The organism is Ensifer sp. 2TAB8 (genome assembly GCF_052115125.1).
GTDB lineage: Bacteria > Pseudomonadota > Alphaproteobacteria > Rhizobiales > Rhizobiaceae > Ensifer.
Map to the genome: position 1 here is coordinate 1 of NZ_JBFRGB010000028.1, position 13,684 is coordinate 13,684.

Consider the following 13,684-nt stretch of genomic DNA (forward strand, 5'->3'; position numbering starts at 1 on the left):
CCCTCGCGCGCACCGTCTTCGGGATGCTTCAGCGCGCACTCCCATTCGACCACCGCCCAACCGGCGAAATCATTGGCGGCCATCTTCGAAAACACCGCGCCGAAATCCACCTGGCCATCGCCGAGCGAACGGAAGCGGCCGGCGCGGTTGATCCAGCCCTGGTAGCCGCCATAGACGCCCTGGCGCCCGGTCGGGTTGAACTCCGCATCCTTGACGTGGAACATGCGGATGCGGTCCTTGTAGATGTCGATGTTGTCGAGATAGTCGAGGCACTGCAGCACGTAGTGCGAGGGATCGTAGAGCATGCAGGCGCGGGCATGGTTGCCGGTGCGCTCCAGGAACATCTCGTAGGTGATACCGTCGTGCAGGTCCTCGCCCGGATGGATCTCGTAGCAGATGTCGACGCCGTTCTCCTCGGCATGGTCGAGGATCGGCTTCCAGCGCCTCGCCAGTTCATCAAAGGCGGCCTCGACGAGACCGGCCGGCCGCTGCGGCCAGGGATAGACGAAGGGCCAGGCGAGCGCGCCGGAGAAGCTGGCCATGGCATTCAGGCCGAGGTTCTTCGAGGCGGTCAGCGCCAGCTTGACCTGTTCCACCGCCCAGGCCTGGCGCGCCTTCGGGTTGCCGCGCACTTCGGGTGCTGCAAACCCGTCGAAGGCTTCGTCATAGGCCGGATGCACGGCGACCAGCTGGCCTTGCAGATGGGTCGAAAGCTCCGTCACCTCGACGCCGTTGTCGCGGGCCTTGCCGGCAAACTCGTCGCAATAGGTCTTCGAGGTTGCGGCCTTCTTCAGATCGATCAGCCGTGCGTCCCAGCTCGGGACTGTAATCGATTTCATTTTCAGTCTCATGAGCTCGGACGGGCGGTGGATTTCTGCCCAGGAATGCGAACCCGACGACTTGCGACCAAGGAACAAAGGCGGCCGGGAAACTTCCCGGCCGCCTTCGGATCACACGGTTTAGACGTAACGGTTGACGACGTTTTCGAGCAGCTCCTGCTTGCCCGATTTCGGCTGCGGGTTGAGGTCCGATTTCAGCACCCAGGCTTCGATCTCTTCGAGCGAGAAACCGCCGTCGAGCATCTTCTTGGCTTCCGGCACCTGCCAGCCGGCATAGCGGCTTTCGAGCGGTGCGGAGAGCGCCTTGTCCTCGATCATCTTGGCTGCCGCCTTGAGGCCGCGGGCGCAGCAATCCATGCCGCCGATATGGCCGATCAGCAGGTCTTCCGGGTCGATCGACTGACGGCGCAGCTTGGCGTCGAAGTTGGTGCCGCCGGTCGTAAAGCCGCCGCCTGCGAGAACCTGGTAATAGGCCAGCGCCATTTCCGGCACGTTGTTGGGGAACTGGTCGGTATCCCAGCCGGACTGGTAGTCGTTGCGGTTCATGTCGATCGAACCGAAGATGCCGAGCGCGTTGGCAAGCGCCAGCTCGTGCTCGAAGGAGTGGCCGGCAAGGATCGCGTGGCCCTGCTCGATATTGACCTTGACCTCATTCTCGAGGCCGTAGTTCTTGAGGAAGCCATAGACCGTCGCGACATCGTAGTCGTACTGGTGCTTGGTCGGCTCCTGCGGCTTCGGCTCGATCAGGATCGCGCCCTTGAAACCGGTCTTGTGCTTGTACTCGACGACGAGATTGACGAAACGGCCGAGCTGGTCGAGTTCGCGCTTCATGTCAGTGTTGAGCAGCGTCTCATAGCCTTCACGACCGCCCCAGAGCACATAGTTCTGGCCGCCGAGGCGCTTGGTGGCATCGAGGCAGGTCTTCACCGTTGCCGCCGCGAAAGCGAAGACATCCGGATCCGGATTGGTCGCCGCACCCGACATGTAGCGCCGGTTGGAGAAGAGGTTTGCCGTGCCCCAGAGCAGGTTGACGCCGGTCTCGGCCTGTTTCTTCTCGAAGTGATCGACGATTTCGTTCAGGTTCTTCGTGTTCTCAACAAAGCTCTTGCCTTCCGGGCGCACGTCGGCATCGTGGAAGCAATAGAAGGGCACGCCGAGCAGATCGAAGAATTCGAAGGCGACATCGGCCTTCAGCTTGGCCGCGTCCATGCTGTCCTTGAACCAGGGGCGCTCGAAAGTCTGGCCGCCGAAGGGGTCGCCGCCCGGCCAGACGAAGGTGTGCCAATAGGCGACCGCGAAGCGCAGGTGGTCTTCCATGCGCTTGCCGAGCACGACCTCGTCCTTGTTGTAGTGGCGGAAAGCGAGCGGATTGGTGCTCTCCGGTCCCTCATATCTAATCTTGGCGATATCGCCGAAAAATCCTTTACTCACGGGTTTGGCTCCTCTGAAAGATGGGATGGATATGGATGGTTTCGGCCGACATGGCCCATGCGATAGGCGCGGCCATTACCTGGAAGGTAATTGGTTTCATTCCCTCGTCCGGCGATACCGGAAGCATCGAAACGCCAAACGGAAGGAACACTTCGATGCACGACTTCAACGCCATCGCCGACGCCTACATGACCGCCTGGAACGCCACCGACGCTGCTGAGCGCGCGGCCTTGATCGAGAAGGCCTTCGCCGCCGATGTCGCCTATCGTGACCCGATCATGCAGGGCGACAGTCATGCCGGCATCGATGCGCTCATTACCGGTGTGCAGGGACAGTTTCCCGGCTTCCGCTTCACCCTGAAGGGTGCGGCGGACGGCTATGCCGACACGATCCGCTTTTCCTGGGCGCTCGGTCCGGAGGGCGTTCCCTCGGTTATCGAAGGCACCGATGTCTGCGAGATCGAGAACGGCCGCCTGAAGACGGTCACCGGCTTTCTCGACAAGGTTCCGGCCCGCTGAACGCACAGCACCCGAATGAGGCATTAGGCGCCGTATCATCACGACGCGGCGCCCTTGATCGCCGGATAGAGACGGCGATAGCGCTGATAGCTCTCCTCATAGGCCGAAACCAGAGACGTTTCCGGCGCGATCGTCTCGGCCGTGCGCGGGGCGTAGCAGGTGGCAACGGGATCGGCGCCGGTTGCCGCGATCAGCCCCAGGCGGGCCGCCCCGAAGGCAGCACCGAAATCGCCGTCGGCGGGCAGATCTACGGGAAGGTTGAGCGCCGTCGCGATCGATTTCAGCCAATAGCGCGAGCGCGAACCGCCGCCGATCGCGGTCACCCGCGAGAGCGCCGTGCCGGCGGCGCGAAGCGCTTCCAGGCTGTCGCGGATGGCGAAGGACACGCCTTCCATCACCGCCTGGGTCAGAACCACACGGCTGCTTTCATGACCGAGCCCGACAAATGCGCCACGGATCGCCGCGTCATTGTGCGGCGTGCGCTCGCCCGAGAGATAGGGCAGGAAGGTGACGCCCGAGGGTGCCTTGATGGTGTCGCCGAGTTCGGCGCTCAACTCCGCGGCGCTGCGGCCGGCGATGCCCGAATACCAGTTCAGCGCATCGGTCGCCGACAGGATCACGCCCATCTGGTGCCAGGTATTCGGCAGCGCGTGGCAGAAGGCATGCACGGCACTTTCCGGGTTGGGCAAATAGCTCGCATTCGCTGCGAAGAGCACGCCCGAAGTGCCAAGCGAGACGAAGGCATGCCCCTCGCCGACCGTCCCCATGCCGCAGGCCGAGGCCGCATTGTCGCCGGCACCGCCAGCAACCACGACGTCACCGGAAATGCCCCAGCGCGCGCCCAATTCCGAACGCAGCTTCCCGGCCGCATCGGTTCCCTCGACCAGGCTGGGCATCTGCTTTTCGTCCATGTCGGTGGCGGCAAGCAGGCTTTCCGACCAGCGCCTCCTTCCGGTGTCGAGCCAGGCAGTGCCGGCGCTGTCGGACATTTCCGACAGGTGCTCGCCGGTCAGCCACAGGCGCAGATAGTCCTTCGGCAACAGCACCCAGCGCACCTTCGCAAAAATCTCGGGCTCGTTGGCCCGCACCCAGGCAAGCTTCGGCGCCGTGAAGCCTGGGAACACGATATTGCCGGTGATCGCGCGAAACTGCGGGTCCGCATCGAGGGCCGCCGCCTCGCGGAAACTCCGGGTGTCGTTCCAGAGAATGCAGGGCCGAAGCACCCGGTCTTCGGCGTCGAGCAGCGTCGCGCCGTGCATCTGGCCCGAGAGCCCGATGCCTCTGACGGCCGCAAGTTCCTTGGGATGCGCCGCCTTCAGCCCGGCAATCGCCTCTTCGGTGGCGCGCACCCAATCGGCCGGGTCCTGTTCCGACCAGCCGGGATGCGGCCGCGAAACGTCGAGCGCGCCGGAGGCCGAACCGATGATGCGCTGGTCGCCATCGATGAGCATTGCCTTGACGCCCGAGGTGCCGAGATCCAGTCCGAGATACATGATTGCCTCCATTGAGCAATTCCAGCCGGCATGCCGTCTGGAACCGCGCAGCTCCAAATCGTTACGCCGGATCGACCGGCAGGTTGTCTTTCAGGAAAATCTCGATGCGGATGCGCTCCTGCGCCCCGATCACCGCGAGGCCATCGGCACGGGCCTTCAGCACGCGGATGGCACTGCGAACCTCATGGCCGGCATCCTGGTTCAAGAGCGCGTCCAGGGTACCGGACGAGAGTGCCGCGCGGCTGTGCGGCGTCAACTCATGCGCGATGGCGCAGACATCGGCCTGACGCCCGGCCTTTTCGAGTGCCGTGATCAGGCCGCGATTGCCGGCACCGAGGCTGTAGATGCCGGCAAGATCCGTATGATCGGCAATGAGACCAGACACGAGTTGCTCGACCTCGGCGGGATCGTCATGGCCTTCGACGACGGGCAGAAGCCGACGCCCCGGGGCGCTTTCGGCCATCGCCGCAGTGAAGCCCTCAAGACGATCGCTGTGGTCGCGCACCAGCATCGAGCCGGCGACGATCGCAACCGGCCCTACGCGACCGCTGAGGAAACGCCCCATCAGGGTGCCAGCGGTGCGGCCGGCGGCAACGTTGTCGACGCCGGCAAAGTGATCGCGCGACGATCCCGGCAGATCGGAAACCAGCGTCACCACGGCAATGCCGTCTTCACGGAGCCTATCGACCGCCGCAACGACCTCCGGCGCATCGATTGCAACCACGGCGACCCCGGCAGGCGCCAGTGCCCGCACCTTTTCCAGCGCCGCAGCGAGGGCCGCTTTGTCGAAGGCCGGCACGGAGAGCACGGTAATGGCAGTGCGTTCGACCGCAGAGCGCAACTTTGCCGCCTCCACCTCGGCCACGAGGCCGCGCATGAAGGTGTTGTCGCCCTCGGGCAGGATGAAGATCAGCGGGTAGGTGCGGCTCTTGGCGAGATTGGCGGCAGCGACGTCGCGCACATAGCCGAGCGTCGTGATCGCGCGCTCGACCTTCGCTCGGGTGACACCGCGCACGCCCGGGCGATTGTTCAAAACCCGGTCGACGGTCGCGAGGCTGACCCCCGCTTCGGCAGCGATATCGTGAACGGTCGGGCGCATGTTTTCCTCCGGGCTCTGCATTTAGAGGAATTTTTGATGTACGTAAATCAAGAATCTGCAGGACGCGAAAAACAGGTGCCCGCACCGCCGCCTGCAGACCGCGAAACACGAGACTGAAACTATTGATTTATATTGATTTTCAAGACCTATCCGAGACGCTTACTGAAGGCCGCGGTGAAGGTGACCTCTCCATGGAGCTGACCAGCCTCGGCCAGCACGACATCCATGAAGCCGTCGGTGACACGCACGATGGCAAAGCCGCCCATATAGGCCGCTTTCGGCTTGATGAGGTCGAGCCCGTTCTGCCGATAGATCATCGCCGTTTCGTGCTGATGCCCGTGGAACAGGCCGATGACGTTGCTGCCCTTGATGGTGTCGAGCAGCGCCTGGCGTTGAGCGATGCTCCACCAGTGCGCGCTGCCGTCGCCGTTGTCGTCGAAGGTCTTCAACTTGGTATCCCAGACCTCGGTCGAGAAGGCGTCCCAGCCATAGTGCTGGAACAGGATAACCGGCCGGCCGTCGCCGGCATAGGTCGCAAGATCCTGCTTCAGCCACGGAAGTGCGTTCACGGCTCCCTTGGACTCGTCGCCACCGAAGCGCTGCAATTGCACGAGATGCAGTCCGCCCCAGTCCCAGGAATAGCAATCCGAGAGCGGGTCGTAGTTGGTCACCGGCACCGGCGGCTTGTAGAACACCGTCTGGCGGTGATTGAGTTCGACATAGTCGCGCAGTTCGCGGCGATACCAGTCGACGTGCGGCGGCGGCCCATCCTGGTCGAGGTCGTGATTGCCGAGCCCGACAAAGACCGGCATGTGAACACGGTCGCTCCCGGCCCCTTCCTGATAACGACTGGAGAACTGCTGCAGCTGCCGGCCTTCGCGCGGCTGGCGCACCTGACCGCCGCCGTCGTCGGTAAGGTCGCCGCCAAGCACCAGGCCGAGCGGCTTGCCGATCTGCCGTCCGGCGCTCGCGAGACCGCTCGGCTTGTCCGCAACCGTTTCCGGCCAGCGCATGGCATGCACCGCATTGAGCGCCGCCACGTGACGCAGCAGGTTGGCGTCGGTCTTGCCTTCGCCCGCGCAGTTCGGCGCAAGCCCTTCGATCGAGACGAGACAGGCATGGACGTCGTTTGAGAACAGGAACGTCGCATCGATGGCGGGAGCGGCCGCGCGGCTGCGGGAGGCCGCAAGTCCTAGCCCCAGTCCGGCAAGACCGGACATGAAAGTTCGCCGTGAGATGGCCGCCGAAACCAGTCCCTGCATACCGCCGCCCTCGATAGTCGTGGGCGGAAGTGTGCCGCAACGCCCGCCTCGCGTAAACCGTGCACGCTGTCTCGGAACGGAAATGAAGAAGGCGGGCAGACGCCCGCCTGGCTTTCTCTTTGGGAGAGGAGGACGGGCCGGCTCGCCCCATCCTCCATATTGTTTTAGTGGCCGCCGCCGCTCGGACCGACGCCCTTGGGCTTGCTGATCATCATCACGCCGAGGATCAGCGACAGGAACAGCACCGTCAGCAGCACGAAGATATCGCTGAAGGACAGGATGATCGCCTGCCTCTGCGCCAGGGCGGCAAGCTGCTTGATGGCGATCGTCGTGCCGTCCAGACCATGAGCGTTGAAGTTGGCGGCCATGTTGTTGAACCGCTCCATCGCTTCCGGATTGCCCCACTGCACGTGCTCGGCAAGACGCGCATAGTGGAAGTCCTGGCGTTGGGTCAGGATCGTGTTGATGATCGCGAGCCCTACCGCACCGCCAAGGTTTCGGGTCAGGTTGAACAGACCAGAGGCGCCGCGCATGCGCGCCGGCGGCATCGTGCCGAGCGCAATGTTGTTGATCGGAACCATGCAGAGCATCAACCCGACGCCACGCAGGATCTGCGGGATAAACAGCTCGTAGAAGTCCCAGTCGGCCGTCAGGTGCCCCATGATCCAGGTGCCGCCGGCGAAGCTGGTGAAGCCGATCGTCATCAGCACACGCGGATCGAGCTTGCCCGAGAGGAAGCCGGCAACCGGCGCCGTGAAGAACATGGCAAGACCCGAGACGAACATCGTCTCGCCGATCATCAGCGAATCGTAGCCGCGGATGCGCCCGAGATAGAGCGGATAGAGATAGGTGAGGCCGTAGAGGCCGATGCCCATCACGAAGGAGAACATCGAGCCGAAAGCGAAGTTCCGGTTGGAGAACGCCCTCAAGTCGACCACCGGGAATTCCACCTTGAAGGCCCGATAGAAGAAGATCACCGCAGCAATCACGGCCGCAATGGCACCAATGACGATATGATCGTCGTTGAACCAGTCGTTGGCGTTCCCCTCTTCCAGCACATACTCGAGCGAGCCGAGGAAGATCGCCATCGAGGCCAGACCCCACCAGTCGAACTTCTTGAAGAGGCTCAGTTCCGGCTTGTCGAAATCGATGAAGGTCCAGGTCAGCGTCGCGACGATGATGCCGGGAATGACGTTGACGAGGAACAGCCAGTGCCAGGAGAAGGCATGGCTGAGATAGCCGCCAACCGTCGGACCGATGGTCGGCGCAAGTGTGGCAATCAGTCCGATGATCGGCGAGACGATGTTGCGCTTCGACGGCGGGAAGATGGTGAAGGCAGCGGCAAACACCGACGGGATCATGCCGCCGCCGATGAAGCCTTGGATCGCGCGATAGACGATCATCTGGTCGATGTTCGTCGCGGTTGCCGCAAGCGCGCTCGCCGCCGTGAAACCGGCGGCCGACACCGAGAACAGCACGCGCGTCGAGACGATGCGCGCCAGAGTACCCGACAGCGGGATCATGATGACTTCGGCAATGAGGTAGGAGGTCTGCACCCAGCCGATCTCGTCCGAACCGGCGGACAGGCCGGCCTGGATTTCGGCAAGCGAGGCCGAAACGATCTGGATGTCGAGGATCGCCATGAACATGCCGACGACCATGGCGAAGAAGGCGATCAGCCTCCTTGGATCCATATGTTCCTCGACCTTCGGTGCGGCGGCCGCCACCGAACCTGCTGTTGCCGTTGCGGCCATCTCAGCCACTCCTTGCGTGGATGCGCGCAGCAGCGCGCCGGCGTTCTAGGGGCACGGGCGCGCCCGAAGGCGCGCCGAGTCCGGCCCGATTACTTTGTAGCGGCGATCTTGGTCGCATCCGGCGCCGTGCGTGTGTCGACATCGACGACGACGCTCAAGCCCGCACGCAGGTGTCCTTCGGCCAGCACGTCGGCCGGCAAGGTGATGCGAACCGGCACGCGCTGGATCACCTTGGTGAAGTTGCCGGTGGCGTTTTCGGCCGGTAGCAATGAGAAGACCGAACCCGAGGCCGGTGAGATCGAGGCGACCGTGCCTTCGATCGCGTGATCCTCATAGGCGTCGACATGGACCTTTACCTTGGAGCCCGGCACCAGATGGGCGATCTGGGTCTCCTTGAAGTTGGCGTCGATATAGAGCTGGTCGACCGGTACGAGGGCTGCGAGCCGCTGGCCGGCCGAGACGAGGTCACCGACCTGGACGGCGACGTTGCCGACGATGCCGTCATAGGGCGCCTTCAGCACGGTGAAGCCGAGGTCGCGGTTGGCCTTGTCGCGCGCAAGCTCCAGCGAGCGGATCTCGCTTTCGGCTTCCGTGCGCTGGGCATCGAGAACGGTGATGCTGGCATTGGCAGCGGCGATATTGGCATCGGCACCGGCAAGATTTGCCCGCGCCTGGTCGAGCGCCACATCGGCGTTGTCAAGCGAAGCGACGGTGCCAACGGCCTTGGACTGGAGGTCGCTCGCGCGCTTCTGCGCGAGTTCGGCGCCGCGCACCGTCGCTTCGAGAGCTTTCTTCTGCGCTTCGGTCTGGGCAAGGCTCGCCTTGGCCCCGGCGATCTGCGCATCGAAACGGCTGAGCGCCAGCTTCTGGGTGGCGATCTTAGCTTCGGCCTGCTCGGCGGCAATGCGGTAGTCGCCGTCGTCGAGGGTAACGAGCGGATCGCCGGCCTTTATCTTCTGGTTGGCAACGACGTCGACCTTGGCGACATAGCCGGAAACCTTGGGCGAGATCGTCGCGATGTCGCCTTCGATGTAGGCGTCATCGGTCGAGACCATGAAGCGGCCGTTGGTCCACCAGTCGTAGCCAAACCAGGCGCCGGCAGCCAGAAGCGCCAGACCGAGTACGGGAAGGATGGGCTTGCGCGTCTTCTTCGGCGGCTGCACCGCTTCAGCGGGAGCCTGGACAGCGGTCTGCTCCGCAGCAGGCGCCTTTGCCTCAAGCGCGGTTTCCTGCTGCACTTCAAAATTCTCGTCGACGGGACGGACGCGAGCAGCGCTGGATGTGTTGGATGCGGACATTGGGCACCGGCCTGGTTAAAGATTACTGAACGAACTGAACCGTTCGGTTCGATCGGAGCTTGACATAAGCCCTTTCTGGTCGCATATCAAGAGGAAATCGAACCACGCGGTTCGATGAATCAAATTTAATACGAGCAGGACGGAAACAAGCGACCATCATGAGTACGGCGAAGACCGGGAAACAGGACATCGTGCAGCCGATGGCCGGCATGGAAGAAGATCTCTGTTTGGGTGGCGGTCGCCACGCCGCTGGCGAGGACCCGGCCAAGCGCGAGCAGATCCTCGAAGGCGCGAGGCGTGCCTTCCTGAGCCAGGGCTTCGACGCCGCCAGCATGAACGACATTACCCGCGAAGCCGGGGTCTCCAAGGGCACGCTCTACGTCTATTTCGAAAACAAGGAAGACCTTTTCAAGGCGCTGATCATCAAGGGCAAGACCCGGGTGGTCCAGACCGCCAAACACGCGCTCAACGATCACGACGATGTCGAGGAATCGCTCTACGATTTCGGCGTGACGCTGACGACCAGCATGACGGCCGAGGAAACGATCCGCTCCATGCGCATGGTGATCGGCGTGATCGACCGCATGCCGCACCTGGCCGAGCGCTTCTTCAGCGAGGCGCCGGAAAACGGCTACACCGTGCTCAAGTCCTATCTCGACCGCCAGGTCCCCACCGGCGCGCTCGATATCGAGAACACCGAGATGGCCGCCCGCCAGTTCATCGAGATGGCGCAGGCCGGGCTCTTCAAGCACCGCCTGTTCGGCGGCATGTGCTCCGCACCGCCCAAGGAACAGATCGAGGCGACGGTGACCGCTGCCGTGCGCGTCTTCATGGCCGCCTACGGACCCAAGAAATAGACCGGCTGCGGTCGAACCCTCCCGACCGTCCGGGCGTTACAATCCAGCAATTGCGATCAAGCGCGCCTTGAGGCAACACCCTATCACCAGGGCGCTGCCAAAGGAGTGATGATGAGTGCCATCGGACGAGCGGTCTGGTTCATCGAGAGCCACTTCGCAAAGGACATATCGCTGGATGAAATCGCCGGGGCCGCAGGACTTTCGCGCTTTCATCTGTCGCGCGTTTTCGGGCTGGTTACCGGCCGCTCGATCAGCGCCTATATTCGCGGCCGGCGGCTGAGCGATGCCGCCCGCGCCCTGGCCGATGGTTCCCTCAGCATTCTTTCGGTGGCCCTCGAAGCGGGCTACAACTCGCACGAGGCTTTCACCCGCGCCTTTCGCGACCAGTTCGGCGTGACGCCAGAAACGGTGCGCAAGCAAAGGCACGTTCGAAACATCGAACTGATGGAGCCTTTAAGGATGGACGATACCCGCCTTCTCAAGATCGACCCGCCACGCTTCGAAGACAGCCCGCCCCTGCTTTTGGCGGGACTGGCGGAAACCTATGCCTATAGCCGCACCGAGGGCATTCCGTCGCTCTGGCAGCGGTTCAACCGCCACTTCGGCAACATACCCGGGCAGAAGGGCAACGTTGCCTACGGCGTCTGCTCGCAAAGCAATGGCGAGGCCGGCACTTTCCTCTACATGGCAGCGGCAGAAGTCAGCGAAACCGACGAATTGCCCGAGGGGTTTACGACGCTGAAGCTTCCGAAGCAGCGCTATGCCGTCTTCCTGCATCGCGGCCACATCTCGGCGATCGCCAAGACCGCCAACTATGTCTTCGGCACCTGGCTGCCGGAATCCGGACTTCAGCAGGGGGAGACGCCGGATCTCATCGAACGCTACGACGAGCGCTTCGACCCGCATTCCGGCATGGGCGTCGTCGAATTGTGGATTCCGGTCAAATCGTAAACGGTAAAGCGCCGCCGCAAACGGGCGGCGGCGCTTGTCACGTCCGCAATGTTTCTTAAATACTTTCGGCGATTCTTGCGCGACGACGCGCCATCCCCACAGCGCCGCACGTCCGTCAGACGCGCCAAGGCCGCTGTGGAACTTTTGAAGTACTGAAAGAGAAAGATCGCCGATGCAGGACCTCCTGTTGCTTGCCCAAGACCCCGCCGCCTGGGTCGCCCTTATCACCCTCGTGGTCATGGAGGTGGTTCTCGGCATCGACAACCTGATCTTCATCTCGATCCTCACCAACAAGCTGCCACCGGAGCATCGCGAAAAGGCGCGCCGCATCGGCATCGGTCTCGCGCTCGTCATGCGCCTTGCCCTGCTCGGCACCGTCGCCTGGATCGTCAAGCTGACGACGCCGGTCTTCGAGACCTTCGGCCAAGGCTTCTCCTGGAAGGACATGATCCTGATTGCCGGCGGCCTGTTCCTCGTCTGGAAGGCGACCAAGGAAATCCACCACAATGTCGATCCGGCCGATCATGGCGAGGACTTCATCGCCTCTTCGGCGATCAACAGCTTCGGCGCCGCGATCGCCCAGATCCTGCTGCTCGACCTCGTCTTCTCCGTCGACAGCATCATCACCGCCGTCGGCATGACGCCGCACCTGCCGATCATGGTCATCGCCGTGGTTGCCGCCGTCACGGTCATGCTCGTAGCCGCCAATCCGCTTGCCAACTTCATCGAGAAGAACCCGACGATCGTTATGCTGGCGCTCGCCTTCCTCCTGATGATCGGCACGACACTGATTGCCGAAGGCATGGGCCTGCATGTGCCGAAGGGCTACATCTACGCCGCCATGGCCTTCTCGGCCCTCGTCGAAATCCTCAACATGGTCGCGCGCAATGCGCGGCTGAGGAAAGCAGGCAAGCTCGACTGACGAGCTGAGCCCACCTCGGTCCAATCACAAAGAGGCCCGCATCGGCGATGCGGGCCTCTTTGCTTGCGGGAGTTCACGAAGGCGCGGAGCCGAACCGACCGGCCGTCAACCGCGAGCCTTCAACGAAAAACAGGATCGCTCCTCCTCTTTCGCTGAGCCATGCCGGCCGCCTGGCCCCACGCCTTCTGGTTGGACAACGCACCTCCTCGGGAAACGTTCCGTCGGCTTCCGATCCTGCTCAGATGTCGGCGCGGTGGCCGACCTCGACCAGGATGTTGCCTGGAATGACCACGTAGAAGACGTAGGCGCCGTGCCGCTCCCCTGGCACGGTCACCTGACCACCGGATGCAAGCACCCGCCGGTAGGCGTCGTCCACCTCGGACCGCGCCGGCAAAAGGAAGCCGATGTGGTAGGTCTGGGCGCCGAGGTTCACCTGATCGCCGCCGCCGAGCGCCGTGATCGGCGGGCTGATGACGAGGACCAGGCCGGAGCCGTCCGACAATCGGTAGAAGGCGTCCTTGCCGCGCTTTTCGACCAGTGTCAGGTCGAAGTGATTGATGAGGAAGGAAGCCGTTTCGACAACGACGGGGCTATAGAGGTCGATATGGTTCAGTCGCATGTTCACAGTCTCCGTGCTCGAGAAACGCGGCGGACTGCGTCGATGCACCCGCCGCGGACCGATGCGATTGCATCGGAACCACGTCGCGGGTTCGAACGGGACGTTCGAGCAGAGCTTCGCGAGCCGTTAAGCGCTGCGAAGGGACCGGGCTTACCTTATCCGGTCCTGCCTTTTTCGACCGGACCTGCATATAGGAGATTGGTTGCCGACGGAAGATGGGGCGGGATCAGTTCTTCCCGGCGCCCGGGTCGATGTGCTGGAGCTCCTGCAGATAGGCGTCGAGACGATCAAACTTCTGCTCCCAGAAGCGACGGTAGCCGTCGAGCCAGCTGTTGACGTCCTTCAGCGGGGCAGCCTCGAGCCGGCACGGGCGCCACTGCGCTTCGCGGCCGCGGCTGATCAGCCCGGCGCGTTCGAGAACCTTGAGATGCTTGGAGACTGCCGGCAGGCTCATTTCGAAGGGTTCTGCCAGTTCRCCGACCGAGGCCTCTCCGAGAGCGAGGCGGGCGAGGATCGCCCTTCGCGTTGGGTCGGCCAGGGCGGAGAGCGTTGTCGACAAGCGATCTTCCGGCATTTTCTAAAAAACCTTTCAGTTAAATAACCTTCTGGTTCATTACCGCTCAGGGCAGACGGTGTCAACA

Annotated in this window: 12 protein-coding genes and 1 pseudogene; 4 read left to right on the forward strand and 9 right to left on the reverse strand. The window is 63.1% G+C overall.

Annotated elements, in window-relative coordinates; all coding sequences use genetic code 11:
- Both AB4Z53_RS29715 and xylA read right to left on the reverse strand, forming a co-directional pair.
- A pseudogene (locus tag AB4Z53_RS29715) lies at window positions 1-830 on the reverse strand (sugar phosphate isomerase/epimerase family protein); the annotation flags it as partial.
- A gap of 129 nt (window positions 831-959) precedes the next feature.
- Window positions 960-2,270, reverse strand: coding sequence for a xylose isomerase (gene xylA, locus AB4Z53_RS29720; RefSeq protein WP_441599039.1), 1,311 nt, complete (start codon window positions 2,268-2,270; stop codon window positions 960-962).
- Between the two features lie 155 nt (window positions 2,271-2,425).
- On the opposite strand from xylA, the gene AB4Z53_RS29725 reads away from it, so the two are divergent.
- On the forward strand, window positions 2,426-2,788 hold the full coding sequence (locus tag AB4Z53_RS29725; RefSeq protein ID WP_441599040.1) for a nuclear transport factor 2 family protein: 363 nt from the start codon (window positions 2,426-2,428) through the stop codon (window positions 2,786-2,788).
- Window positions 2,789-2,826: 38 nt separating this feature from the next.
- On the opposite strand, the gene xylB is transcribed toward AB4Z53_RS29725, so the two are convergent.
- From xylB to AB4Z53_RS29750, 5 genes are all read right to left on the reverse strand, one after another.
- Complete coding sequence (gene xylB, locus AB4Z53_RS29730; protein WP_441599041.1) at window positions 2,827-4,281, reverse strand: xylulokinase; 1,455 nt, start codon at window positions 4,279-4,281, stop codon at window positions 2,827-2,829.
- Window positions 4,282-4,342: 61 nt separating this feature from the next.
- Window positions 4,343-5,380, reverse strand: a complete 1,038-nt coding sequence (locus tag AB4Z53_RS29735; RefSeq protein ID WP_441599042.1) for a LacI family DNA-binding transcriptional regulator — start codon at window positions 5,378-5,380, stop codon at window positions 4,343-4,345.
- 146 nt (window positions 5,381-5,526) lie between these two features.
- Window positions 5,527-6,600 (reverse strand): metallophosphoesterase, encoded by a 1,074-nt coding sequence (locus tag AB4Z53_RS29740; protein ID WP_441599043.1) that lies wholly within the window; start codon window positions 6,598-6,600, stop codon window positions 5,527-5,529.
- A gap of 206 nt (window positions 6,601-6,806) precedes the next feature.
- A complete protein-coding gene (locus AB4Z53_RS29745; RefSeq protein WP_113535996.1) occupies window positions 6,807-8,396 on the reverse strand; it encodes a DHA2 family efflux MFS transporter permease subunit in 1,590 nt (529 codons plus the stop codon).
- A gap of 89 nt (window positions 8,397-8,485) precedes the next feature.
- Entirely contained in the window at window positions 8,486-9,694 is a 1,209-nt protein-coding gene (locus tag AB4Z53_RS29750) for an HlyD family secretion protein (RefSeq protein WP_441599044.1), read from the reverse strand.
- A gap of 158 nt (window positions 9,695-9,852) precedes the next feature.
- Between AB4Z53_RS29750 and AB4Z53_RS29755 the strand changes: the two genes are divergently transcribed.
- From AB4Z53_RS29755 to AB4Z53_RS29765, 3 genes are all read left to right on the forward strand, one after another.
- Complete coding sequence (locus AB4Z53_RS29755) at window positions 9,853-10,551, forward strand: TetR/AcrR family transcriptional regulator (RefSeq protein ID WP_113535994.1); 699 nt, start codon at window positions 9,853-9,855, stop codon at window positions 10,549-10,551.
- Window positions 10,552-10,662: 111 nt separating this feature from the next.
- Entirely contained in the window at window positions 10,663-11,502 is an 840-nt protein-coding gene (locus AB4Z53_RS29760; protein WP_441599045.1) for an AraC family transcriptional regulator, read from the forward strand.
- A gap of 172 nt (window positions 11,503-11,674) precedes the next feature.
- A complete protein-coding gene (locus AB4Z53_RS29765) occupies window positions 11,675-12,424 on the forward strand; it encodes a TerC family protein (protein WP_113535993.1) in 750 nt (249 codons plus the stop codon).
- 238 nt (window positions 12,425-12,662) lie between these two features.
- On the opposite strand, the gene AB4Z53_RS29770 is transcribed toward AB4Z53_RS29765, so the two are convergent.
- Window positions 12,663-13,043 carry a VOC family protein gene (locus AB4Z53_RS29770; protein WP_441599046.1) on the reverse strand — a complete coding sequence of 127 codons (381 nt, stop codon included), beginning with the start codon at window positions 13,041-13,043 and terminating at the stop codon, window positions 12,663-12,665.
- Between the two features lie 226 nt (window positions 13,044-13,269).
- On the reverse strand, window positions 13,270-13,617 hold the full coding sequence (locus AB4Z53_RS29775; protein ID WP_113535991.1) for an ArsR/SmtB family transcription factor: 348 nt from the start codon (window positions 13,615-13,617) through the stop codon (window positions 13,270-13,272).
- Window positions 13,618-13,684 lie beyond the last annotated feature (67 nt).